General features: G+C 68.2%; 21 protein-coding genes. 14 read left to right on the top strand and 7 right to left on the bottom strand.

The annotated features are described in order from the left end of the window. Positions 1–705 (bottom strand): transposase (locus CXY79_RS04905; protein WP_199186726.1); only part of this gene is annotated, 705 nt, incomplete at its 3' end. A 226-nt stretch (positions 706–931) separates the two neighbouring features. Next, positions 932–3331: an excinuclease ABC subunit UvrA gene (locus CXY79_RS04900; protein ID WP_104100027.1), complete on the bottom strand. Its 2400-nt coding sequence runs from the start codon at positions 3329–3331 to the stop codon at positions 932–934. A gap of 308 nt (positions 3332–3639) precedes the next feature. Here CXY79_RS04900 and CXY79_RS04895 point away from each other — a divergent pair, with 308 nt between their 5' ends. Then, entirely contained in the window at positions 3640–4422 is a 783-nt protein-coding gene (locus CXY79_RS04895) for a 1-acyl-sn-glycerol-3-phosphate acyltransferase (protein ID WP_104100026.1), read from the top strand. Here CXY79_RS04895 and CXY79_RS04890 read toward each other — a convergent pair. After that, the gene (locus CXY79_RS04890) at positions 4419–4961 is read right to left on the bottom strand and encodes a flavin reductase family protein (RefSeq protein WP_104100025.1); all 543 of its coding nucleotides are present in this window, start codon (positions 4959–4961) and stop codon (positions 4419–4421) included. The two genes, CXY79_RS04895 and CXY79_RS04890, sit on opposite strands and share 4 nt — an antisense overlap. Before the next feature lie 72 nt (positions 4962–5033). On the opposite strand from CXY79_RS04890, the gene hisD reads away from it, so the two are divergent. From hisD to CXY79_RS04875, 3 genes are read left to right on the top strand one after another with little or no spacing between them, the layout of a single operon-like run. Continuing rightward, positions 5034–6347, top strand: coding sequence for a histidinol dehydrogenase (hisD, locus tag CXY79_RS04885; RefSeq protein ID WP_104100024.1), 1314 nt, complete (start codon positions 5034–5036; stop codon positions 6345–6347). Positions 6348–6359: 12 nt separating this feature from the next. Further along, entirely contained in the window at positions 6360–6878 is a 519-nt protein-coding gene (nrdR, locus tag CXY79_RS04880) for a transcriptional regulator NrdR (RefSeq protein WP_104100023.1), read from the top strand. 8 nt (positions 6879–6886) lie between these two features. Continuing rightward, positions 6887–7924: a quinone-dependent dihydroorotate dehydrogenase gene (locus tag CXY79_RS04875; RefSeq protein ID WP_104100022.1), complete on the top strand. Its 1038-nt coding sequence runs from the start codon at positions 6887–6889 to the stop codon at positions 7922–7924. Between the two features lie 42 nt (positions 7925–7966). Here CXY79_RS04875 and CXY79_RS04870 read toward each other — a convergent pair whose 3' ends face one another. After that, positions 7967–8995: an App1 family protein gene (locus tag CXY79_RS04870; RefSeq protein ID WP_233191253.1), complete on the bottom strand. Its 1029-nt coding sequence runs from the start codon at positions 8993–8995 to the stop codon at positions 7967–7969. A gap of 204 nt (positions 8996–9199) precedes the next feature. On the opposite strand from CXY79_RS04870, the gene CXY79_RS04865 reads away from it, so the two are divergent. The 5 genes from CXY79_RS04865 to CXY79_RS04845 all read left to right on the top strand — a co-directional run bounded on the left by CXY79_RS04865 (position 9200) and on the right by CXY79_RS04845 (position 13153). Beyond that, positions 9200–9853: a TetR/AcrR family transcriptional regulator gene (locus CXY79_RS04865; protein ID WP_104100021.1), complete on the top strand. Its 654-nt coding sequence runs from the start codon at positions 9200–9202 to the stop codon at positions 9851–9853. A gap of 99 nt (positions 9854–9952) precedes the next feature. Beyond that, entirely contained in the window at positions 9953–10807 is an 855-nt protein-coding gene (locus CXY79_RS04860) for an ABC transporter ATP-binding protein (RefSeq protein ID WP_104100020.1), read from the top strand. Continuing rightward, positions 10804–11490 carry an ABC transporter permease gene (locus CXY79_RS04855; RefSeq protein ID WP_104100019.1) on the top strand — a complete coding sequence of 229 codons (687 nt, stop codon included), beginning with the start codon at positions 10804–10806 and terminating at the stop codon, positions 11488–11490. The genes CXY79_RS04860 and CXY79_RS04855 overlap by 4 nt, the downstream gene beginning before the upstream one ends. Beyond that, positions 11487–12227 (top strand): ABC transporter permease, encoded by a 741-nt coding sequence (locus CXY79_RS04850; protein WP_104100018.1) that lies wholly within the window; start codon positions 11487–11489, stop codon positions 12225–12227. Before CXY79_RS04855 ends, CXY79_RS04850 begins: the two co-directional genes overlap by 4 nt. Continuing rightward, complete coding sequence (locus CXY79_RS04845; RefSeq protein ID WP_104100017.1) at positions 12227–13153, top strand: ABC transporter substrate-binding protein; 927 nt, start codon at positions 12227–12229, stop codon at positions 13151–13153. The genes CXY79_RS04850 and CXY79_RS04845 overlap by 1 nt, the downstream gene beginning before the upstream one ends. Before the next feature lie 202 nt (positions 13154–13355). Here CXY79_RS04845 and CXY79_RS04840 read toward each other — a convergent pair whose 3' ends face one another. Then, a complete protein-coding gene (locus tag CXY79_RS04840; protein WP_104100016.1) occupies positions 13356–14294 on the bottom strand; it encodes a M56 family metallopeptidase in 939 nt (312 codons plus the stop codon). 61 nt (positions 14295–14355) lie between these two features. Next, positions 14356–14742 carry a BlaI/MecI/CopY family transcriptional regulator gene (locus CXY79_RS04835; protein ID WP_104100015.1) on the bottom strand — a complete coding sequence of 129 codons (387 nt, stop codon included), beginning with the start codon at positions 14740–14742 and terminating at the stop codon, positions 14356–14358. Positions 14743–14839: 97 nt separating this feature from the next. On the opposite strand from CXY79_RS04835, the gene CXY79_RS04830 reads away from it, so the two are divergent. Genes CXY79_RS04830 through cydC form a run of 4 tightly spaced genes read left to right on the top strand, consistent with a single transcriptional unit; the run spans position 14840 to position 20686 of the window. Continuing rightward, complete coding sequence (locus CXY79_RS04830) at positions 14840–16252, top strand: cytochrome ubiquinol oxidase subunit I (RefSeq protein WP_104100014.1); 1413 nt, start codon at positions 14840–14842, stop codon at positions 16250–16252. Between the two features lie 9 nt (positions 16253–16261). After that, entirely contained in the window at positions 16262–17278 is a 1017-nt protein-coding gene (cydB, locus tag CXY79_RS04825; RefSeq protein ID WP_104100013.1) for a cytochrome d ubiquinol oxidase subunit II, read from the top strand. 5 nt (positions 17279–17283) lie between these two features. After that, positions 17284–18948 (top strand): thiol reductant ABC exporter subunit CydD, encoded by a 1665-nt coding sequence (cydD, locus tag CXY79_RS04820; protein WP_104100012.1) that lies wholly within the window; start codon positions 17284–17286, stop codon positions 18946–18948. Then, positions 18941–20686 (top strand): thiol reductant ABC exporter subunit CydC, encoded by a 1746-nt coding sequence (cydC, locus tag CXY79_RS04815; RefSeq protein WP_104100011.1) that lies wholly within the window; start codon positions 18941–18943, stop codon positions 20684–20686. Before cydD ends, cydC begins: the two co-directional genes overlap by 8 nt. A gap of 41 nt (positions 20687–20727) precedes the next feature. Here the strand turns inward: cydC and CXY79_RS04810 are convergent, their stop codons facing one another. Next, entirely contained in the window at positions 20728–21384 is a 657-nt protein-coding gene (locus tag CXY79_RS04810; protein WP_104100010.1) for a DedA family protein, read from the bottom strand. A 136-nt stretch (positions 21385–21520) separates the two neighbouring features. On the opposite strand from CXY79_RS04810, the gene CXY79_RS04805 reads away from it, so the two are divergent. Next, positions 21521–23032 carry a M20/M25/M40 family metallo-hydrolase gene (locus CXY79_RS04805; protein WP_104100009.1) on the top strand — a complete coding sequence of 504 codons (1512 nt, stop codon included), beginning with the start codon at positions 21521–21523 and terminating at the stop codon, positions 23030–23032. Positions 23033–23270 lie beyond the last annotated feature (238 nt).

Below are 23270 nucleotides of genomic sequence, written 5' to 3'. Positions count from 1 at the left end.
GCAGCGGACCGCGTTCGGGCAGCGTGCTGCGACGACCGACGCGATCCACGCAGCCCCATCCGCGGAAACATGCGTGATCAGGGCGGATCGTTCCGCGCCGAGCGCATCGAAGAACGTGCCCAGGGTGGCCTTGTCCTGGCCCGGAGCAGCCCAGACCAGACGCCCCGAATCGTGGTCCACGACCACAGTCAAGAACTTCCGGCCGCGCTTGAAGGAAACCTCATCGATCCCGATCCGGGTGAGCCCGGCGAAGGGATCATGGAGCTCTTCCGTGTCAGCCCAAACCCGGGTGATGATCGCCCCGACCGTCCGCCACGCGATCCGCATCAACTGAGTTGCCGCGGTTTTCGAGGTTTGAGTGGCCAGCCACGCGACATATGAATCGAAGTGGCGGGTGTGGCCGGCCTGGTGCCGCGCCCATGGCACCGCAGCCACGATCACACCGTGCTCCCGGCACGACACCCGCGAGGAATCCGCCTCCAAGTAGACCTGGATCGTGCCCGCGTCCAAGGCCCGCCACCGGCGCCGCCCCGCACCCCTGTCGTAGCGTGGGCAACGTTTCAGGCAGACCCCGCACCGGTGCCGCGCCGACCCCGTCGGCCGCACCGAGGCCACCAAAACACCCGCCGCCGGGTCCAGATTCAGGTCCTCAACGACCGTCTTATCGACACCCAGCAAAGTCCGCCATAAAGTTAGAGACCGCACGCCGTATTCCTGCCCCTAAAGTTTCTGTTCCTAGACAGTCAGAAACCTAGACAGGAAGCGGCGTGCGGCCGTTAAGGCGCTCCGCAACACCCACAGATGAAGCAGGAGAGCCGAGATTCTCGTGTGAAACCGATTTCTCGGGGTGGAATGGGGCCGATTCGGCCACAATCTCCGTCGAATTCGTTCGGGACAGAGCTGACTGGCAGCACCGTGAGGCGCGCTGCCGTCAGGCTCTACCGACGTAGGCCGCGAGGTGCTGGCCGGTGAGGGTGGAGCGGTCGGCGACCAGGTCGGCCGGTGAGCCCTCGAAGACGATCCGGCCGCCGTCGTGACCGGCGCCGGGTCCGAGGTCGATGATCCAGTCGGCATGAGCCATCACGGCCTGGTGATGCTCGACGACGATGACCGACTTGCCGGAGTCCACGATTCGGTCGAGCAGGCCGAGCAGCTGCTCGACGTCGGCGAGGTGGAGTCCGGTGGTCGGCTCGTCGAGCACGTAGACGCCGCCCTGCGCAGCCAGGTGGGTGGCCAGCTTGAGCCGCTGGCGCTCGCCCCCCGAGAGCGTCGTGAGCGGCTGGCCGAGGCTGAGATAGCCGAGCCCAACGTCGGCAAGCCCGCCCAGGATGGCGTGGGCGGCCGGCGTGCGCGCCGCACCGGCGCCGAAGAACTCCCGGGCCGCGGTCACCGACATCGCGAACACCTCACTGATATCGCGGCCGCCGAGGCGGTACTCCAGCACGGATGCCTCGAACCGCTTCCCCGCGCAGACCTCGCAGGTGGTGGCGACGCCCGCCATCATGGCCAGGTCGGTGTAGACGACGCCGGCACCGTTGCAGTTGGGGCAGGCACCCTCGGAGTTGGAGCTGAACAGCGCGGGCTTCACGCCGTTGGCCTTCGCGAAGGCCTTTCGGATCGGGTCGAGCATTCCCGTGTACGTCGCCGGATTGCTTCTGCGGGAACCGCGGATGCCGCCCTGATCGATGGACACCATGCCCGCGCCAGCGGGGATCGACCCATGCACGAGCGAGCTTTTTCCGGAGCCCGCGACCCCCGTCAGCACGACGAGCACGCCGAGCGGGATATCCACGTCCACTTCCTTCAGGTTGTTCTTCGTCGCGCCGCGAATCTCCAGCGTGCCCGTGGGGGCGCGCACCGCGGGCTTGAGTGCCGCGCGATAGTCGAAGTGGCGGCCGGTGAGGGTGCCGCTGGTGCGGAGACCCTCCACGGTGCCCTCGAAGCAGACGGTGCCGCCCGCCGCGCCGGCGCCGGGTCCGAGATCGACGACGTGGTCGGCGATCACGATCGCCTCCGGCTTATGCTCCACGACGAGCACCGTGTTGCCCTTGTCCCGCAGCTGCAGCAGCAGTGTGTTCATGCGCTCGATGTCATGGGGATGCAGCCCGATGGTGGGCTCGTCGAAGACGTAGGTGACGTCGGTGAGTGAGGAGCCCAGGTGCCGGATCATCTTGGTGCGCTGGGCCTCCCCGCCCGACAAAGTACCGGCCGGCCGGTCGAGCGAAAGGTAACCCAACCCGATCTCCACAAACGAGTCGAGGATCTGGCGCAACGCCTGCGTGAGCGGGGCCACCGACGGCTCACTCTGGCCGCGAACCCACCCGGCCAGGTCGCTGATCTGCCAGGAACAGGCGTCGGCGACGCTCACTCCGGAGATCTTCGACGAGCGAGCCGCCTCGCTGAGGCGGGTGCCGCCGCACTCGGGGCAGGTGGCGAACGTGACCGCGCGCTCCACGAACGCGCGGATATGCGGCTGCAAAGCGGCGACATCCTTGGACAGGAACGACTTCTGAATCTGCGGGATGAGGCCCTGATACGTCAGGTTGATCCCGTCGACCTTGATCTTGGTCGGCTCCTTGTAGAGCAGGTCGTCCAGTTCCTTCGTGCTGTACCGATGAATTGGCTTGTCCGGGTCGAACCAGCCGCAGCCGCGGAAGATGCGGCCGTACCAGCCGTCCATCGTGTAGCCCGGGATCGTGAGCGCGCCCTCGTTGAGCGACTTGGAATCGACATATAGCGCGGAACGATCGATGTCGTTGACGGTGCCCATGCCCTCGCAGCGCGGGCACATGCCGCCGGTAATGCTGAAGCTGCGCCGCTCCTTCACGGTCTTCCCGCCGCGCTCGAGCGTCACCGCCCCGGCCCCACTGATCGAGGCGACGTTGAACGAGAACGCCTGGGGAGATCCGATGTGGGGCTGACCGAGCCGGCTGAAAAGGATGCGCAGTAGCGCGTTGGCGTCGGTGGCGGTCCCGACCGTGGAACGGGAGTTGGCCCCCATTCGCTCCTGGTCGACGATGATGGCCGTGGTCAGACCATCCAACACGTCCACCTCGGGGCGCGCCAGGTCCGGCATGAATCCCTGCACGAACGCACTGTAGGTCTCGTTGATCAGCCGCTGCGACTCGGCGGCGATCGTGCCGAACACCAGTGAGCTCTTGCCCGAGCCGGAAACACCGGTGAACACCGTCAGCCGCCGCTTCGGGATGTCGAGGCTGACATCCCTGAGGTTGTTCACGCGCGCGCCCCGCACCCGGATCCGGTCGTGGCTGTCGGCCACGTGCGGCGCGGGCATCCTCGTGCTCGCGGCGCTGCTCAGGTCAGTGCTCATCGTGTCTCCCTCTGGTGGCCGGGTTGCCCACGTGGTCTCGGTGGTCGTCGCCTGGTCGAGTCAACCAGCTTCAAGGCCGGTTGCTGCGGTTCCGCCGTGGATGATTCCAGTGTCAGTGCGGTCGAGGCTGTGTGCAAGCTCAATAACCGACGACACAGACGGGGGTGGAAGTTCGCGGCGCAGGTTCTGGAGCGGGCGAGCGTTAGAACGTGCGCCCACGTTTACGGGTGCGCCGCGAGTGCGAGCCGGGTCCCGAAAGGCTCGTGGGACGGACGCGGAAACCCGCACGCAGGTCGTAGCCTTGAGGTATGAGCACAGGCACTCGGGAACCTCTGTACACCACGGCGATTCTGGCCGGGCGGGCCGTGTTCGGCCTGCTGCGGCTGAAGCCATCCGTGACCGGTCTGAAGAATCTTCCGGACACCGGGGGGGCGGTGCTGGCGATCACCCACTTCGGCTACATGGACTTCGCCCTGGTCGAGTGGATGCTGTGGCAAAAGAACCGACGTCACATCCGTTTCATGGCCAAGAAGGGCGCGTTCGACCAGAAGCTCGTGGGCGTGCTGCTGCGCGGCATGCGTCATATCTCGGTCGACATGAAGGCAGGGGCGGAGGCTTACGGCCAAGCCGTGACCGCGCTGCGGGCGGGCGAACTGCTCGGCGTGTTTCCGGAAGGCGGCGTGAACGCCTCCTTCACCGTACGCGAGTTGAAGTCGGGTGCCATCCGGATGGCCGCCGAGGCCGGGGCCCCCGTGATCCCGATCGCGGTCTGGGGCGGGCACCGCGTGCTCACGAAGAACCACAAGCCGGCCCTGCGCGAGCTGTTCGACGTGCCCATCCGCTTCGCCGTCGGCGAGCCGTTCACGGTCGCGGCGGGGGAGGGCACGCAGCCGATGACGCTGGCACTCCACGACACACTGCAGGGTCTCGTCGACAAACTGCAGAAAGCCTATCCGGTGGACGGCGCCGGCCAGTGGTGGCAGCCGCGGCACCTGGGCGGCACCGCGCCCACACCGGAGGAGGCCGCCGTTGCCGAGGCCGAGCGGCGCCGGCGTCGCGACGAGGCCGGCGCAGCCCCGTCCAGGGGCTAGGCCGGGGCGCCGGGCACGCGGTAGGTGCGCTCGTAGTACAGCAGGGCCTCGTCGTTCTCGCCCATGCCGCCTTCCTCGATCTTCACGACCACGACGGCGCTGTTGTGCACCAGTGTGCGTTCGATGATTCGCCCGACCATCCACGAGGTGACGCCCTTCAGCACAGGCAGGCCGTGGGGTCCGGGCTGCCAGTGGTCGCCGATGAAGCGCTGGTTCGCGGGACCCGACATCACCTCGGCGACGGCACGATTGTGCGCCCCGAGGATGTGGATGACGACCCGGTCGCTCTCGGCGATCGCCGGCCAGGTGCTGGCTGACCGGGCCATGTTGAAGGTGGCCAGCGGCGGAACCGACGACAGCGACGCCAGCGAGGTGGCGGTGAATCCCACCGGGGCGCCGTCCGGGCGCAGCGCGGTGATCACCGCGACACCGGCGGCGTGACGCCGGAAGGAATGTTTGAAGGCGGCCAGGTCCAACGGTGCATTGGGATCTTCGGCCAGCGGTACGGTGGCGGGCTGGGGTACTTCGGTGTCGCTCATGTGACTGAATCAATCTCCTCGCCATTGAGCCTATTCCCGGTGCACGGGAGTTGATGGCTAGGCTGGAACGCGATGATCCAGACTATTGACCTCCGAGGGACCCGGCCCACTCCGGCGGAATTGCTTGCAGCCGTCCCGCGTGCGCTCACCGACGTGACCGCGGCCAGCGACGTCGCAGCCGAATTAATCAACGATGTGCGGGCCAGAGGCGAGGATGCCCTCCGCGACCAGGCGGAACGCCTCGACCGGGTGCGTCCGTCCCATGTGCGGGTTCCTGCGTCCCACGTCACCGAGGCACTGGCCGGGCTCGACCCGACGGTGCGCACGGCCATCGAGGAGACCATCCGTCGCGTGCGCATCGCCAGCGCGGCCCAAGTGCCGCCGCAGGTGACCACCACGATCGCAGACGGCGCCACCATCACGCAGCGCTGGCAGCCGATCAACCGGGTCGGCCTGTACGTTCCCGGCGGCAAGGCCGTCTACCCGTCGAGCGTCGTGATGAACGTGGTTCCGGCTCAGATCGCCGGCGTATCCTCGATCGCGCTGGCGTCGCCGCCGCAGAGCGACTTCGACGGACGCGTGCACCCCACCATCCTCGCCGTGGCGAGCCTGCTCGGCATCGACGAAATCTACGCCATGGGCGGGGCCGGCGCGGTCGGCGCCTTCGCCTACGGCGTTCCGGGGCTCGGCCTGGACCCGGTGCAGCTCGTCACCGGCCCCGGCAACGTCTATGTGGCCGCCGCCAAGCGGCTCGTGCGCGGGGTGACCGGCATCGACTCCGAGGCCGGCCCTACCGACATTCTGGTCATCGCGGATGAGACCGCCGACCCCCGCATCGTCGCGGCCGACCTGGTCAGCCAGGCCGAGCACGACGAGCTGGCCGCCGCCATGCTGGTCACCGATTCGGCCGAGCTCGCCGACGCCGTCAATCTGCACCTGGTCGACCTGATGCAGAGCACGACCCACAGCATCCGTGTCACCGCGTCCCTGAACGGGCGCCAGTCGGGGATCGTGCTCGTGGACGACCTCGACGCCGCGGCCGCGTTCAGCAACGCGTTCGGTCCCGAGCACCTCGAGATCCAGACGAGCGACCCTGATGCCGTGCTCGCGCTGATCGAGAACGCCGGCGCCATCTTCCTCGGCCCTCATTCGCCCGTGAGCCTCGGCGACTACGTGGCCGGCTCGAACCACGTGCTGCCGACGGGAGGGCAGGCCCGGTTCTCCTCCGGACTCGGCGCCTACACCTTCCTGAGGCCCCAGCAGGTCGTCACGTACAGCCGGGAGGCACTGCGCGAGGTCGCGGACCACATCGCGGCCCTGTCCACGGCGGAGGCGCTGCCCGCGCACGGCGACGCCGTCACGGCCCGTTTCACGACGGCGCTGTAAGCTGGTCACACGATGTTCTGCCCGTTCTGCCGCCACCCGGACTCCCGAGTCATCGACTCGCGCACGAGCGACGACGGACTTTCCATTCGCCGGCGTCGACAGTGCCCTGAATGCGGCCGGAGGTTCAGCACCACCGAGACCGCCAGCCTGAACATCGTCAAGCGCAGCGGGGTCGTCGAGCCGTTCAGTCGCGACAAGATCGTGGCCGGCGTGCGCAAGGCCTGTCAAGGTCGTCCGGTAACGGATTCCGACCTGGCCATGCTTGCCCAGCGGGTGGAGGAGACCATCCGGCAGACCGGCGCGTCGCAGGTGAAGGCGAACGAGGTCGGCCTCGCGATCTTGCCGCCGCTGCGCGAACTTGATGAGGTGGCCTATCTCCGCTTCGCGAGTGTCTACCAGGCATTCGATTCGCTCGAGGATTTCGAGACCGCGATCGCCCGGCTGCGCACCGAACACGGATCCCGCACCGAACACGGCTCCCGCCCCGAGCAGGGCAGCGGCGCGGGCGCCGCACACCCGTCCGAGTCGTAGGCGGCGCCGTGTACCCGCTGATCTTCTCGCTGTTCCTGACCCGCCTCGACCCCGAACGAGCCCACCACCTCGCCTTCACCGTGATCCGGGCGCTGCCCGCGTTCGGTGTCGGCCGGGTCGTGCACCGCTTCACGCGCCCGCGCACCGACCTCGGTGTCCAAACCCTGGGTCTGCGATTCCAGTCGCCGTTCGGCGTGGCCGCCGGCTTCGACAAAGACGGTGAAGCCGTGCTCGGGCTCGGCCAGCTCGGGTTCGGGCACGTGGAGGTCGGCACCATCACCGCCGTTCCTCAGCCCGGAAACCCGAAACCGCGCCTGTTCCGCCTGATCCCCGACCGCGCGGTCGTCAACCGGATGGGCTTCAACAACGCCGGTGCCCGCGCCGCCCGGGTGCGCCTCGCGCACGTTCGCACCGCTGCCGGTCGCCCGGTCCTCGGCATCAACATCGGCAAGAGCCGCGTCACCGCGGTCGAGGACGCCACCGCCGACTACCTGGTCAGCGCCGCGCTGCTCGCGCCCCTGGCCGACTACCTCGTCGTGAACGTCAGCTCGCCCAACACGCCCGGGCTACGCGGACTGCAGGAACTCGACCGGCTCGCCCCGCTGCTTCGGGCGGTCAAGACCGAGGCCGGCGCCACGCCCCTGCTGGTAAAAATCGCCCCCGACCTCGCCGATGCTGAAGTGACCCGAATCTCCGAACTCGTGGTGGAGCTGGGTCTCGACGGCATCATCGCCACGAACACCACGATTTCCCGCGCCGGACTGAAAACGGATGCCGCAACCGTCGAGGCTGCCGGCGCCGGCGGTCTCTCCGGTGCCCCGCTCCAGGCGCGGTCCCTGGCCGTGCTGCGCGTGATCCGGGCCGCTGTGCCCCGCGAGCTGTGCGTGATCTCGGTCGGCGGCGTGGAGACCGCGGAACACGTGGCCGAGCGCCTCGCCGCGGGCGCGACGCTCGTTCAGGGCTACACCGGGTTCCTCTATCGAGGGCCGCTCTGGGCTCGCCAGATCAACCGTGGCCTCGACCGCATCCTCGCCGCAGAACTGTAGAGAACTGAGACAGGCCGTCGAGCCCGCAACACGCCGTCGCGCCTAGATCAGACCGCGGTCCGCGAGCTGCCGGGCCAGGGCCGAGCCGTCCGGCCCGTACACCCAGCGGGGATCGCGGGGCGCGGGCGCGGCATCCTTCGCCCGGCGACCGGCCAGAACGGCCTGGCTGGGGGAGAGCTGGCGGATCGCGACGGCCTCGACATTGTCGGGGAAGTCTCGCTGGAACTCGCTGTAGATGGCCTCATCGTGCTGGCCGTCGTCGCCGAACAGGATCCAGCGGATCTCCGGGAATTCCTGGGCCAGACGGCGCAGGTTGGCCCTCTTGTGGTCCTGGCCGCTCCGGAACCAGCGGTCGTGGGTCGGACCCCAGTCGGTGAGCAGGAGAGCCCCCGACGGGTACAGGTTGCGGTTCAGGAACCGGGTCAGGGTCGGGGCGACGTTCCAGGCCCCGGTCGACAGGTAGATCATCGGGGCACCCTCGTTGACCGCGGCGAGGCGGTCGAGGAGGACCGCCATGCCCGGCGTGGGAACTCGGGCGTGCTCGTCGAGCACGAAGGTGTTCCAGGCGGCGAGCAGCGGGCGGGGAAGGGTGGTCACCATGACCGTGTCATCGACGTCGGACAGGATCCCGCGGCGTACCGTCGGGGCCACGATGAAGAGCGGGGCCTCGACCGGCGCGGCCGTGTCGTCGGTGTGCAGCCGGGCCATCTGCCAGCCCGGGGTGAGCGTGACCGGAATGACGGTGTCGACCACGCCCCCGCGGTCGGCCTGCACCCGGTGGGAGAAACCGTTGATCTCGATGGTCACCGTCACATCGTTGACCGGAACGCTCGTGAAGCTGTGCCAGCCGCGAATTCCGGCCTCGCGGCGGTCGGCGTGCCAGTGGCGCCGTGCCAGCTTGGAGCCGGGCTTGGCCGGTTTGGCCAGAAGCACCCGGCACAGAATGCGCACCCACTCGGTCGTGCCGTAGCCGGCATAGGGGATGACCGTGGGCAGGTAGCCGCGTTTGCGGGCGTGGCGTTCGCGCTTGAAGTGCAGCCAGTCCTCGATGCGGGCTGCGCGATGCATCATCTTCGCTGGCGTGCCCGTGGGCGGGATTCGAGGATATGTCGGCACGTCCCTAGTCTGGCACGCGCATGACGCTACCCGGCATCGAAGTCGGGTCGCCCGGAGAGCCGAAGGTTATTCCTGCCCAATCGGGCGAGACACGCTGTCACGTCACAACGAGGGGGACATTGCCGCCTAGTATTAGTGACTTAGTCTCAAGGAGGACAAGTGTCACTCAGTGACCTTTTTGGTGGGGATCCTTTTGTGCCGGCCCAGCAGGCCCGCACCGAGCCGATCCAACAGCGCAGCACGGCACGACTGTCCGGTCTGCTCGACGCCGCCGCCGTCGTCGTGGACGAGGTCGGCTTCGACCGCATCACGACCGCGATGGTGGCCGAGCGCGCGGGCGCGTCGATCGGGACCGTGTACCGGTACTACCCCGATCGCGTCGCGGTGCTGCAGGCTCTGCGCGAGCGCGCGGTGCTGCGATTCCGGAGCCGGGTTGCGGAGCAGCTGAAGACGAACGCTCCCCAGGGCTGGTGGGAGGCCGTCGACGTGGCCATCACGGCCTTCGTCGACCTGTACCGCTCTGAGCCGGGGTTTCGCATCATGCATTTCGACGACCGGCAGGGTGTGCCTGTCGTCGTAGACCCCGACACGGGTTACTTCGCCCGCCGGGTGGCCGGCATGCTGGTCGAGGAGTTCGGCCTCGAGGGCGGCGACGAACTGATCTTCCGGCTTGAGGTCGCCGTTGAGATGGGCGACTCGATTCTGTCGCGGGCGTTCCGCTCCGACCCGCAGGGCGATGAGCGGTTCATCGAAGAGTGCCGCGTGGTCACGCATGACTACCTCGCCGGATACTACGGGCCGAGCGTTCGCTAGGAATTCCGCGATCCGGTGGCTCGCGGCGCCGTGTGATGGTTGGGTGGTATACGTGCTTCCCGTGTTGTGTCGACTTCGGTCGAGAAATGAGCCATTTCCATGATCGAGTTCCGCTCGGTGAGCAAGCAGTTCCCGGACGGCACACTCGCCGTCGACGATTTCAGCCTGACCCTCCCGTCGCGCCAGACGACGGTGCTCGTCGGCTCCTCCGGCTCGGGCAAAACCACCCTGCTGCGCATGATCAACCGGATGGTCGACCCGAGCAGCGGCACGATCGAGATCGACGGGGCCGACATCGCCCAGCTCGAGCCGGTGCCGCTGCGGCGCGGCATCGGCTATGTGATGCAGGACTCCGGCCTGCTCCCGCACCGCACGGTGATCGACAACGTCGCGACTGTTCCGCTGCTGCGCGGGGTGCCGAGAAAGAAGGCCCGCGCCGAGGCCCTCACCCTGCTCGACACGGTGGGCCTGGACCAGACCCTGGCGGACCGGTACCCCAGCCAGCTCTCCGGCGGGCAGCAGCAGCGGGTCGGGGTGGCGCGCGGGCTCGCGGTCAACCCAAACATTCTGCTGATGGACGAGCCGTTCGGCGCCGTCGACCCGATCGTGAGGGCCGAGCTCCAGCAAGAACTGATCCGGCTGCAGAGCGAGCTCGGCAAAACGGTCGTGTTCGTCACCCACGATATCGAGGAGGCGTTCCTCCTCGGTGACCAGGTCGTCATCCTGCGTGACGGCGGACGGATCGCCCAGGTGGGGGCGCCGGCCGAGATCCTGGCGAACCCGGCCGACGACTTCGTGGCCAGCTTCGTCGGAGCGGATCGCGGCAAGCGTGCCCTGCATCTGGAACGCCGCGGCGACTCCGACCTGCTGCTCGACAGTGAGGGCCGCCTGGCCGGTGTGCTCGTGGAGCCGCGGCAGACCGCGCACTCCCCGGATCCCCAGGCTCCGCGGTGACCTGGTTCTGGTCGAATCTCGACCTGCTCTGGGATCGCACCCTGGACCACCTGATCCTCAGCGTGCCGCCGATCCTTCTCAGCTTCCTGATCGCCGTGCCGCTGGGCTGGCTCGCGAACCGGTACCGTGCCGGCCGCGGCGTGATCCTGACGGCCAGTGGGCTGCTCTACGCCATCCCGTCCCTGCCGCTGTTCTTCGTGATCCCGGCCATTGTCGGCACCAGCCTTCGCTCGCCGCTCAACCTGGTCATCGCCCTGACGATCTACGGCGTCGCGCTGATGGTACGCGTGGTGGCCGACGGGCTGGCATCCGTGGACAAGGATGTACGCCAGTCCGCTGTCGCCGTGGGGTATTCCGGCTGGAGCATCTTCTGGCAGGTTGAGCTGCCGCTGGCCGGGCCGGTGCTCCTGGCCGGCCTGCGGGTCGTGGCCGTCAGCACGGTCAGCCTCGCCACGGTGGGGGCCGTGATCGGCGCGCAGAGCCTCGGCAGCCTGTTCACGGATGGCTTCCAGCGCGGTATCCAGGCCGAAATCATCGCCGGGATCGTGCTGACCGTGGCGCTGGCGCTGCTGCTGGACGGCGCCCTCGTGCTGCTCGGGCGGGTTCTGCTGCCCTGGACCCGCCTGGCGGCGACCGACCGGAGGGCCGTCCGGGTCGCCCGGATCGCAGAGGCATCCGCATGAACCTGTTCGTTGACGCGGTGAACTGGATCCTCGACCCGGCCAATTTCGCCGGGCCGGGCGGCATTCCGGCGCGGACGATCGAACACTTGGTGTTCACCCTCGTGGCGGTCCTGATGGCCTCCGTGATCGCGATTCCGGTCGGTTTCCTGATCGGGCATACGGGTCGGGGACGCAGCCTCGCTGTAGCCACCTCCGGCGGGCTGCGGGCCATTCCGACCCTCGGGCTGTTGACACTGGTCGCGCTGTGGGTCGGGATTGGGCTCGGTGCGCCGTACGTCGCGCTCACGGTCCTGGCGATCCCGCCGATCCTCGCGGGCGCCTACGCCGGGTTCGAGGCCATTGACCGGTCCGTCATCGACTCCGCCCGGTCGGTCGGGATGTCGGAGAGCCAGATCGTGGGCACGGTCGAGATCCCGTTGGGGTTGCCGCTGCTGATCGCGGGCATCCGTTCGGCCACCCTGCAGGTCGTCGCCACGGCGACCCTGGCTGCCTACGTGGCAGATGTCGGCCTCGGCCGGTTCCTGTTCGCCGGGTTGAAAACCCGCGACTACGCGGAGATGCTGGGCGGGTCACTGCTCGTGATCCTGCTCGCCCTCGTCCTCGAGGGAATATTCACTGTTGTTCAGCGACTTGTTGTTCCCAGAGGCGTCGCGTCCCAACGTCCCCCAGTCGACCGTGCCAGGTCAGCCCGACCTGTCCCGGGGATTGATCCCGCCATCACGAAAGGAACCCACTAATGTTCACAGCTCACAGAGGCCGGCTCGCGGCGGTCGCCGCGGTCGCGGTTGGGGCCGTCGTAGCCCTTGCAGGGTGTGCGTCCGGTGACCCGCTGGACAGCGGAAGTAACGCCGACGAGGGGTCCGCCACCCTGGTCGTCGGTTCGCAGGACTACTACTCGAACGAGATCATCGCCGAAATCTACGCCCTGGCGTTGGAGGGGAACGGCTTCACGGTCGACCGCCAGTTCAAGATCGGCCAGCGCGAGGTCTACCTGCCCGAGATCGAATCCGGTGCCATCGACGTCTTCCCCGAGTACAGCGGCAGCCTGCTGCAGGCCCTGAATGCAGATGCCGCGGGCGGCACCGCCGACGAGACCTACGCGCAGCTGCAGGACGAGCTGCCCGAGGGGCTGAGCGTGCTCGACATGGCCTCGGCCACGGACCAGAACTCCTGGACCGTCACGCAGGCCTTCGCCGACAAGTACAGCCTGACTGACATCGCGTCGCTCGCCGATGTCACCGAGCCGATCACCGTCGGCGGACCGTCCGAACTTCAGACCCGCCCCTACGGACCGACGACCCTGACGGAGAAGTACGGCATCCCCATCGCCGGCTTCACGCCCATTGAGGATGGTGGCGGCCCGCTCACGATCAAGGCTCTCGTCGACAACGACATCCAGATCACGAACGTCTACACGGCCAGCCCGAACATCAAGTCGGACAGCCTCGTCGCCCTCGACGACCCGGACGGCCTGTTCTTCGCGGACAACGTCGTGCCCGTCGTGTCCGACAAGGTCGGCGGGAAGGCCGCCGACGTGCTCAACGCCGTCAGTGCCGCTCTGACCGCCGAGGACCTGGTGGGCCTCAACTCCGAGAGCGTGAACGACCAGCTCTCGGCCGAGAAGATCGCGGCCGCTTGGCTCGAACAGGCGAACCTCTTCTAGGCACCAGCTGACAGGCGCTGCCTGACCAATTCGACGGAGATTCTGCGCCTACGGGCCGGTTTTGGAGCAAAACAGGCTCTGGGGCCGAGAATCTCCGTCGAATTCGTTAGGGGCTGGGGCAGGGGCAGAGGTAGGCCCGGGCTGGGGCTGGGGCTGGGGCTGGGGCGTGCTCAGGTAGGCGCGTGCTCGGGTAGGCCCGGGCTCAGGCGAGGGACAGGAGCAGCGTCGGCAGCAGCAGGAGTGCGGCGGCGCCGGCTGCAACGAAAAGCACGGCGGAGGGCGTCAGCGGCGCCGGCGGGGTGATCAGGCGGCGAACGCGGGGTGTCACCAGGTCGAACGGATGGTCCGGGCCGTCGGCGAGTTCGACATCCGTTCCCAGCGGGTCCACCTGGTGTGCCGACCCGACCAGTGCGATCGCGGTGGCCAGCGTGCGGTCGTCGACGACCCGCCGGGCCTGGTCGTCGGCGAGCATCTCGACCAGCAGGGCGACCGCGTTCTCGGCGCGGTTCGCGATCGGGAACCACGGCAGTGCGCTGTGCCAGGACTTGAAGGCGAGCAGCACGAGGTGGTGCTGCTGCAACAGGTGGGCGCGCTCGTGTGCGATCACTGCGCGCAATTGGTCGGCATTCAGCAATTGCAGAAGGCCGCGGGAAAGCACGGTCGCCGACCGGGTCGCGCCAGGCAGGCAGTACGCGACCGGGGCGTCGTGTTCGATCACACGGGTGCCGGAATGGCTCGGCAGAGGGTCGCTGAGCAGTCCGATCAGGTGCCGGTGCCTGCGGTGCTGGCGCCCCGCGCGGGAAAAGGTCGCGGCGAGGTTGAGCAGCAGATGGCTGCCGAGGATCAGCGCCGCGCACAGCAGGAGCACCGAGCCGAACGACGTGCCGGCCGGCAATGTGCCGGTGACGAGATGGCCCGCCAGCGAGCGGATGCCCTCGAACAGGTTCTCGCCGAACGGGATCAACCCGAAGCTGAGCAGCGAGCCGATCATCGAGAGCCCGCCGGCCAGGGCGATGGCCTGCCACAACACCAGGGCGACCGCGGGGGAGCGGGCCGGCCAGTCGGCGGTGGCAAGCCAGATCGGGACCGGACCGGCGAGCAGCACGGCCACGATCATGAGCGCTACGGCCGTGACGAACACGACTTGGCCGCTCTGACGCGTGCTGACTGGAGCAGGGACTGGAGCGGGGACTGGATGCCGGTCACTCGCGACCGAGAGGTACGGTGCCGAGGAGCAGGCGCAAAACGTCGGCCTCCTGCGGGGTGACGTCCCCGATGAACCGGGCGAGGGCCGCCTGCCGGTCAGGAGCAGAGCCGAGCACCTTGTGCATCAGCTCCGCGGTATGTTCCGCCCGGGTCGACACGGCCCGGTAGCGGTGCGGTCGGGTGTCTCGGTCGCGGGTGACGAAGCCCTTGGTCTCGAGGCGGGAGAGCAACGTGAGCACGGTCGTGGTGGCGAGTGGTTTGCGCCTAGCGGTGGCGGTCGTCGGGGTGAGTAGCCGATCCCGGAGATCGTTGGCAGGCAGAGACTCCTCGGCTTCCCACAAAACATCCATCAGCAATCGTTCCAGCTCTCCCAAACTCCCCATATTGGGGAGTCTAGCGGGCGGCAATCAACTCTTCTACGTCTCGTAGAATAGTGATGTTCTACACAGTGTAGAAAAACCCGATGACGCTGGAGGGCGCATGAACGAGTGGCTGGATCCGTTACTCCTGTCGAGATGGCAATTCGGTCTGACTACCGTCTATCACTTTCTCTTCGTACCGCTCACGATCGGGCTGGCGTTCACGGTCGCGCTCTTCCAGACCGCCTGGGTGCGCACCGACAAGGCCAAGTACCTCGAGCTGACCCACTTCTTCGGCAAGATCTTCCTGATCAACTTCGCCATGGGCGTCGTTACCGGAATCGTGCAGGAGTTCCAGTTCGGTATGAACTGGTCGGACTACTCCCGCTTCGTCGGTGACGTCTTCGGCGCCCCGCTCGCCTTCGAGGGCATCATCGCCTTCTTCCTGGAGGCCACGTTCATCGGACTGTGGATCTTCGGCTGGGACAAGCTGCCCCGCGGCCTGCACCTCGCCACCATCTGGCTGACGACGGCCGGTTCGATCGCCTCGGCCTACTTCATCCTCGCGGCGAACGCGTTCATGCAGAACCCGATCGCGTTCCGCATCAACGAGGAGCGCGGCCGGGCCGAGCTCACCAGTATTGGCGAGCTTTTGACCAACCCGATCGCCCTGGCCTCCTTCCCGCACACGATCTTCGCCTGCTTCATGGTGTCGTCAGGCCTCGTCATCTCGGTGGCCGCCTGGCACCTGCTGCGCAAGCAGCACGAGGAATCCATGCGTCCCGCACTCAAGTTGGGCATGTGGATGATGGTTGTCTCCGGTGCGCTCACCACCTTCTTCGGCGACTCGCTGAGCCTGGCCATGACCGCGGCCCAGCCCATGAAGATGGCGGCGGCCGAGGCGATGTACAAGACAGCGACGGGCGCCGAGGCATCCTTCTCGATCTTCACCCTCGGCACCCCCGACGGCGTCAGCGAATTATTCTCGATTCGTATCCCATACCTTTTGTCGTTCCTGTCGACCCACACCCTCAACGGCACGGTCGAAGGCATCGACAACCTGCAGGCGCAGTATGTGAGCCTGTACGGCCCCGGCGACTACACCCCGACCATCTGGATCACCTACTGGGCCTTCCGCTGGATGATCGGTCTCGGCATCGCCCATATACTAGTTGCCGTCGTCGGCCTCTGGCTGACCCGCGGCGGGCGCAGCCCCCAGGCCACCTGGGTCTGGAAGATCGCTATCTGGAGCTTCCCGTTCTCGCTTCTCGCCATGAGCGTCGGCTGGATCTTCACCGAGATGGGGCGGCAGCCCTGGCTCGTGTTCGGGCTCCTGCGCACCGAGGACGGCGTATCACCCAACGTCAGCGGCGCCGAGATCCTGATCTCGCTGATCGCGTTCACGCTGATCTACGGCGCCCTCGCTGTCGTCGAATTCAAGTTGATCCTGCAGGCCGTGCGGAAGGGACCTGCCCCGCTGGCGGAACCCGACCCGGTTTCCGGCAAGGTCAAGCCACAGGTCACGGTCTACTAGGAGCGCATGATGGATCTCAACATTCTCTGGTTCTGGATCATCGGTGCACTCTTCATCGGCTACTTCGTTCTCGACGGCTTCGACTTCGGCGTCGGCATGTCGCTGCCCTTCCTGGGCAAGGACGACCTCGACCGCCGGGTCATCATCAACACCATCGGGCCGGTCTGGGACCTCAACGAAACCTGGCTGATCGTGGCCGGCGCAGCACTCTTCGCCGCCTTCCCGGAGTGGTACGCCACCCTGTTCAGCGGGTTCTACCTGGCCCTGCTGGTGATCCTTCTCGCCCTCATCCTGCGCGGGGTGTCATTCGAGTACCGGCACCAACGCCCGGAAGCAACCTGGAAGAAACGCTTCGACCTCATGATCGTGATCGGGTCTGCCGTTCCCGCTCTGCTCTGGGGTGTCGCCTTCTCCAACATCGTGCGGGGCGTGCAGTTGGACGCGGACTTCAACTACATCGGCTCCTTCTTCGACCTGCTCAACCCATACGCCCTCCTGGGCGGGCTCACCACGCTGCTCCTGTTCTTCACCCACGGCGTGGTCTTCATCTCCCTGAAGACCGAGGGGGACATCCGTCAGCGCGCTCAGAGGCTAGCCGTCAAGGCCGGGGTGGCCACCATCGTGGTGGCCGCCTCGTTCCTGGTCTGGACCACCCTTGCCTTCGGCAGCCTGGCCACCGGTGCCTTCGCCGCCCTCGCCGCGGTTGCCCTGATCGGGGCGTTCCTGGCGAACCTGCGGGGCGCCGAAGGCTGGGCCTTCACGCTGATGGCCGCGACGATCGCCCTCGCGGTGCTGACGCTCTTCGCGTCCCTGTTCCCCGACGTGATGCCGGCGAGCAACGATGCAGCCAACAGCCTGACCATCGAGAACGCCTCCTCGACGCCGTACACACTGCAGGTGATGAGCTGGACCGCCCTGTTCGCCATGCCCGTCATCTTCTTGTACCAGGGCTGGACCTACTGGGTTCTACGCAAGCGGGTCAGCCGCACGACCGTCTCGGCCCACGTAGAGTCCGCCGGACACTAAACGGAATGCGCCCCTTCGATCCTCGGCTCCTCCGCTACGCGTCCGCCGCCCGGTGGTTCCTGTCGGTGGGTGCCCTGCTCGGACTGGCGCAGACTGTCACGGTCATCGCTTTCTCCTGGCTGCTGAGCCAGAGCATCACCCTCGCGTTGACTGGGGCCTCTCAGGATTCGCTGGCCTTCACCACGGCCGCCCTTGCGGGCGTGATCGTGGTGCGGGCCGCGCTGGTGTGGCTCCTCGAGGTGGCCGCCACCCGCGGAGCAGCCCAAGTCAAGAGCCAGCTGCGCCGCCAGGTTCTCGACCGCGTCGCCGAGCGCGGCCCGGATTGGCTCAGCGGCCGGGCCAGTGTGGGCGTCTCCACCCTGGCCACCCAGGGGCTGGACGCGCTGGACAACTACTTCGCCCGCTACCTGCCCCAGCTCTTGCTGGCGGCGATCAGCACGCCCCTGCTGATCTTGGTGATGCTCTGGCAGGACCTGCCCAGCGGCATCACAGTCATCGTAGTGCTGCCATTCATCCCCGTCTTCATGGTGCTGATCGGCCAGGCCACCCAGTCCGTGCAGCGGCAGCAGTGGGAGTCCCTGCAGCGGCTGTCGACGGGGTTCCTCGACCTCGTCGGCGGGCTCGGCACGCTCAAAATCTACGGTCGGGAGCGACGCCAGTTCGCCCGGGTGCGCTCCATCACCGAGGACTACCGCGGCCGCACTATGAAGGTGCTGCGGGTCTCCTTCCTCAGCGGGTTCGTGCTCGAACTGGCGGCCAGCCTGTCGGTGGCCCTCGTTGCCGTCTCCATCGGGCTGCGCCTGGTTGACGGAAGCCTCGCACTCGGCGTCGGCCTGTTCGTGCTGCTGCTGGCCCCGGAGGCTTTTCTCCCCGTGCGGCAGGTCGGCGCCCAGTTCCACGCCGCGGCCGACGGTCTGGCGGCGGCCGAGGAGGTCTTCGCCATTCTCGACGACGGTGCCGGGCCCCGGGCCGTGGCGACCCCGGTTGCCTCGACTGCCCCGTCTGGCGCGCGCACCGGAGCAGGCCCCGCGGATACCGGCGTGCTCCGGTTCGAGCAGGTCACGATCCAGCGGGGCACGGATGCCCCCGTGCACGACTTCAGCGCCGTCTTCCGCCCCGGCGAACTCGCCGTGGTCGTGGGCCCGAGCGGCACCGGAAAATCCACGCTGGTGGCCGCCCTGCAGGGATTCGTCCCTTTCGGCGGGCGGATCCTGCTGAACGGTGCGGAGCAGACCCCGGGCACACCGCGCCCGTGGCTGGCGTGGGCCGGGCAACGGCCGGGACTGTTCCAGGGAACGATCGCCGACAATCTCGCGCTCGGTGACGCGTCCGTCGATCGGGACACCGTGGCCCGGTCGCTGGAGTGCGCCGGAGCGGGCGATCTGGAGCCGGCTACCATACTCGGCATCGCCGGCGAGGGACTCTCCGGCGGACAGGCCCAGCGGGTCGCAGCGGCCCGCGCCATCTACCGCGCTGAGAGCCACGACTGCGCCGTGGTCGTTCTCGACGAGCCCAGTTCGGCGCTGGACGAGGCTGCGGAGGCCTCTCTCGTCGCCGGGCTGCGCCGGCTCACGACCGAGGGGCGGATCGTGATCGTGGTCAGCCACCGGCCTGCCCTGCGGGACGCCGCCGACCAGATCGTTGCCCTGCACGAGGTGGCCCATGTCTGATTCCGGACCCAGCGCGAGCGGGATCGCCGGCCCCCGGCCGGCCGGCCGGGCCGAGGTGCGCGCCGTCCTGCGCCTGGCCCAGCCGCCTGCCCGCCGGTTCGCCCCCGGCCTGGCCGCGGGCGTGCTGAGCGCGGTCTTCGCGGTGGCCCTCCTGGCGTCGTCGGCGTGGCTGATCACCCGAGCCGCCGAGCAACCGCCGGTCATGTTCCTCTCGATGGCGGTCGTCGGGGTGCGTGCGTTCGCCCTCGGCCGGTCTGCGTTCCGCTACCTCGAGCGTCTGGCCAGCCACGACGCCGCATTCCGCCAGCTGGCTGACCTGCGCGTGGGCATCTTCTCCCGGATCCTGCCGCTCTCCCCGGCCGGCCTCGGAGGCACGAGCCGTGGCGACCTGCTCAGTCGCCTCGTGCGCGACGTCGACGACCTGCAGGACTTCCCGCTGCGGGTGGTGCAGCCTCTGGCCACGGCGGGGGTCCTCTTGAGCGTGAGCGTGGTCGGGGTCTGGCTGGTTCTCCCCGCCGCCGGTGTCACGCTGGCGCTGGCGCTCCTCGTTGCCGGTCTGCTCGCCACCGTCACCTCCAGCGCGCTGTCCGCCCGGTCGGAGCGCCAGCTTGCACCCCTCCGCGGAGCCCTCGCCGGCGAGGTGCTCGAGGTGGTGGAGAACCTCGACGTGCTGAGCGCCTTCGGGGCCCTCGATGCCCGCCTGGCCACCCTTGCGGCGGCCGACGACCGGCTGCGCCGGGCCTCCCTGCGCCGGTCGCTGGGCGTGGGCGTGCAGGGAGCCGTGCTGTCACTGTTCGCGGGTCTGGCGACGGTCGCCGCGCTCCAGGTCGGCATTCCGGCCCTCTCCGGGCCGGCTGGCCTCAGCGGACCGGGCTTCGTCGTGGTCGTGCTCGTGCCCATGGCGGTGTTCGAGGTGTTCGGAATGATCCCGCTCGCGCTCGGCGTCTGGCGCCAGGTGCGCTCCAGCGCCGCGCGGGTGGCGACGGCGGTGCCGACCAGCGTCCCCACGGAGATCCCGGCGGAGTCGGTAACCGAGCCGACGGATGCGCCGGCGGATGCGATGTCCACCACGAGCGTCAGCGCCCACCCGGTGCTCGAACTCACCGACGTGGGTGCCCGCTGGCCCGGTTCCGTTACCCCGGCGGTCACGGGCATCACCCTGCGCCTGGCGCCGGGGGACCGCGTGCACCTGGCAGGGCCGAGCGGCGCCGGCAAGACCACCCTGGCCCAGACCCTGGTGCGCTTCCTCGACTACACGGGCTCGTACCGGCTCGACGGCGTCGAGGCGCGCACGCTGGCCCCGGCCGAGGTGCGTCGCCGGGTGGGACTGTGCGAACAGCGTCCCTGGCTCTTCGACGACAGCATCCGTCAGAACCTGCTCTTCGCCCGCACGACGGCCACCGACGACGACCTCGAGGCCGTGCTCGCCCGGGTCGGACTGGGGGAGTGGGCCGCCAAGCGTGGGGGCCTCGACGCCCGGGTCGGCGAGCGGGGTGCCCTGGTCTCCGGCGGTCAGGCCCAGCGCATCGCGCTGGCGCGGGCGTTGCTGGCGGATTTCGCGGTGCTCATCGTCGACGAACCCACCGCCAACGTCGACGAGGCGCAGGGCGACGTGCTCGTGCGGGACATCCTGGTCACGGCGGCGGAGGACGGCCGTGCGGTGCTGCTCATCTCACACACGCCGGTGCCGGACGACCTGATCACCGCGAGGGTCGTCGTGCCCGGACCTGCCCGCTGAACTTGACAGCCGAACGAGGGGTCGCCCGACCGAGCATGCGGTCAGACGACCGGAGGCTCCGGCTGTTCCATGTGTCGCTCCTCGCGGCGGTGCAGCCAGCGTTTGACCAGGAACACGAGCAGCACGAAGAGCGCGATCGCGCCGACGAAGAGGTATCCGGCGAAGTGGAGCCGGTCGGAGAGCTCGCGGTAGCCTTCGGCGGCGGCCGAACCGATCGACACGTAGGCCACCGCCCAGATCACGCAGGCCGGCACGGTCCACTTCATGAAGGTGCGGTAGGGCATCGGGCTCATCCCCACGGTCAGCGGGATCAGCGAGTGCAGCACGGGCAGGAACCGCGACAGGAACACGGCGATGCCGCCGCGCCGTGCCAGGTAGATCTCGGCCCGGGCCCAGTTGCGTTCCCCGAGCCGGCGCCCGAGGCGGCTCATCCGGATCCACGGCCCGAAGTGGCGGCCGAGCGCGAAGCCGATGCTCTCGCCGATCAGGGCTCCGACGATCACCGCGGCGACGAGCCCCAGGAACTCGGCCGTGTTGCTCACCGCGGTGCTCGCCACGATCACGATGGAATCGCCCGGCACGACCAGGCCGACGAGAACGGATGTCTCCAGCAGCATGCCGAGTCCGGCCAGGAGGGTGCGCAGCACCGGATCCACGCTGGAAACCGTATCCAGGATCCAGCTGAGGATATCGTTCACGACCCACAGCCTAAGCCGTGCACCCGCAGCGGGGCTGGGGACCTGCCCTTGCCCCGCGACTGGGGGATACGCTAGCGTCGCTGCAGGGCCGCTCAAGGACGACCGGCCCACGTTCGATCCAGTCTGAGGGACCCTCATGAAACAGAATCGGAATATTCGTCTCGCCGCCATCGGCACGGCCGTGGCCCTGTCGGTCAGCGTCGGGCTGCCCGCCTACGCCGATAACGGAACGGACACCGGCGCGCTGCGCGAAGCCGTTACGGCAGCCGGAATCATCGACCACCTGGAGAAGTTCCAGGAGATCGCGGACGCCAACGGCGGCACGCGTGCGTCCGGCACGCCGGGGTACGAGGCATCCGCCGTCTACGTCGAAGAGCGGCTCAAGGCCGCGGGCTACACGCCGATCCGTCAGGCCTACTCCTATGAGCAGTTCGTGCTGAACGCGGAGTCGTTCGCGCAGTTCACGCCCACCCCCACCACCTACGCTGCCGGCACCGACTTTGCCACGATGAGCTACTCCGGCTCCGGCACGGTCTCGGCGGCGGTACAGGCGGTCGACATCAACCTGGTCGGCGACCGGGCCTCGACCAGCGGCTGTGAAGCCGCGGACTTCGCGGGCTTCACGGCCGGGAACGTCGCCCTGATCCAACGCGGCACCTGCACCTTCCGGGTCAAGGCCGACAATGCGATCGCGGCCGGCGCCGCCGGCGTGATCATCTTCAACCAAGGCAACGCCGACGACCGCCTCGGTATCGTCAACGGCACTCTGGACGCCCCGCAGACCGCCGTTCCGGTCATCGGAACGACCTTCGCGCTCGGCGCGTCTCTGGCCGGGCAGCCTGCCCCGACCGTGCGGCTGGCCGTGGATGCTGAGGTCACCGTCACTGAATCCTTCAACATCCTGGCCGATTCGGCCGGTCGCGCGGACCGTACGGTCGTGGCCGGAGCGCACCTCGACTCCGTCGCCGAGGGCGCGGGAATCAACGACAACGGCAGCGGCAGCGCCGCCATCCTGGAAACCGCCATCCAGCTCGCCGCCTCCGGCAACGCACCCACCAACCGGGTGCGGTTCGCGTTTTGGGGCAGTGAGGAGGATGGACTGGTCGGCTCCGAGTACTACGTGTCACAGCTGACGAAACGCCAGATCAAGGCGCATGCCGTCAACCTGAACTTCGACATGGTCGCGTCGCCGAACTTTGTGCGCTTCGTCTACGACGGTGACGGCTCGTCCTTCGGCACCACCGGCCCGAACGGGTCGGCGCTGGTCGAGAAGGTCTTCCTGGACTACTTCGCCTCGCAGGGGCTGGCCGTAGAACCCACCGAGTTCGACGGTCGGTCCGACTACTTCGGGTTCATCGAGAACGGCATTCCCGCCGGCGGGCTCTTCACCGGTGCGGAAGACCTGATGACGGAGGCTGAGGCGGTCACCTACGGTGGCGTCGCCGGCGCACCGTACGATGCCTGCTACCACGCCGCATGCGACGACATCACGAACATCAATGCGGAGGTGCTGGAGCAGATGGCCGATGCCATCGCCCACACGACGATGACGTTCGGCGAGACCACCTCCGCGGTCAACGGCACGACCAGGGGCGGCGGCTCCGGCTCGACGGGGCTCCAGTTCAAGGGCAGCCTCGCTGTGAAGTAGCCACGCTGCAGCACCTGACGGAGAAAGGTGGGGACGCCGCCCGCGGGCGGCGTCCCCACTGCGTCCCCGGTGGGGTCGTGGGTGCGGTCCCGGCACCCAGATGAGTGGGTCCGAACGAATTCGACGGAGATTTTGCCCGGATCGGGCGCAGACACACGGGAAAAGCCGTTTTCCGGAGAATCTCCGTCGAATTCGTTCGAGACACGGCACCGAGTTCGGCAAGCGTGCGGCCGGGGCG

It is taken from the genome of Cryobacterium sp. M96, assembly GCF_002929845.1.
GTDB lineage: Bacteria > Actinomycetota > Actinomycetes > Actinomycetales > Microbacteriaceae > Cryobacterium > Cryobacterium sandaracinum.
This window is presented reverse-complemented; position numbering and strand designations above follow the sequence as displayed.

Coding starts and splice junctions, on each gene's coding strand:
- CXY79_RS04900 (WP_104100027.1), bottom strand. CDS start 3,331: ATGAGCACTGACCTGAGCAGCGCCGCGAGCACGAGGATGCCCGCGCCG.
- CXY79_RS04895 (WP_104100026.1), top strand. CDS start 3,640: ATGAGCACAGGCACTCGGGAACCTCTGTACACCACGGCGATTCTGGCC.
- CXY79_RS04890 (WP_104100025.1), bottom strand. CDS start 4,961: ATGAGCGACACCGAAGTACCCCAGCCCGCCACCGTACCGCTGGCCGAA.
- hisD (WP_104100024.1), top strand. CDS start 5,034: ATGATCCAGACTATTGACCTCCGAGGGACCCGGCCCACTCCGGCGGAA.
- nrdR (WP_104100023.1), top strand. CDS start 6,360: ATGTTCTGCCCGTTCTGCCGCCACCCGGACTCCCGAGTCATCGACTCG.
- CXY79_RS04870 (WP_233191253.1), bottom strand. CDS start 8,995: ATGATGCATCGCGCAGCCCGCATCGAGGACTGGCTGCACTTCAAGCGC.
- CXY79_RS04860 (WP_104100020.1), top strand. CDS start 9,953: ATGATCGAGTTCCGCTCGGTGAGCAAGCAGTTCCCGGACGGCACACTC.
- CXY79_RS04850 (WP_104100018.1), top strand. CDS start 11,487: ATGAACCTGTTCGTTGACGCGGTGAACTGGATCCTCGACCCGGCCAAT.
- CXY79_RS04845 (WP_104100017.1), top strand. CDS start 12,227: ATGTTCACAGCTCACAGAGGCCGGCTCGCGGCGGTCGCCGCGGTCGCG.
- CXY79_RS04835 (WP_104100015.1), bottom strand. CDS start 14,742: ATGGGGAGTTTGGGAGAGCTGGAACGATTGCTGATGGATGTTTTGTGG.
- CXY79_RS04830 (WP_104100014.1), top strand. CDS start 14,840: ATGAACGAGTGGCTGGATCCGTTACTCCTGTCGAGATGGCAATTCGGT.
- cydB (WP_104100013.1), top strand. CDS start 16,262: ATGGATCTCAACATTCTCTGGTTCTGGATCATCGGTGCACTCTTCATC.
- cydD (WP_104100012.1), top strand. CDS start 17,284: ATGCGCCCCTTCGATCCTCGGCTCCTCCGCTACGCGTCCGCCGCCCGG.
- cydC (WP_104100011.1), top strand. CDS start 18,941: ATGTCTGATTCCGGACCCAGCGCGAGCGGGATCGCCGGCCCCCGGCCG.
- CXY79_RS04805 (WP_104100009.1), top strand. CDS start 21,521: ATGAAACAGAATCGGAATATTCGTCTCGCCGCCATCGGCACGGCCGTG.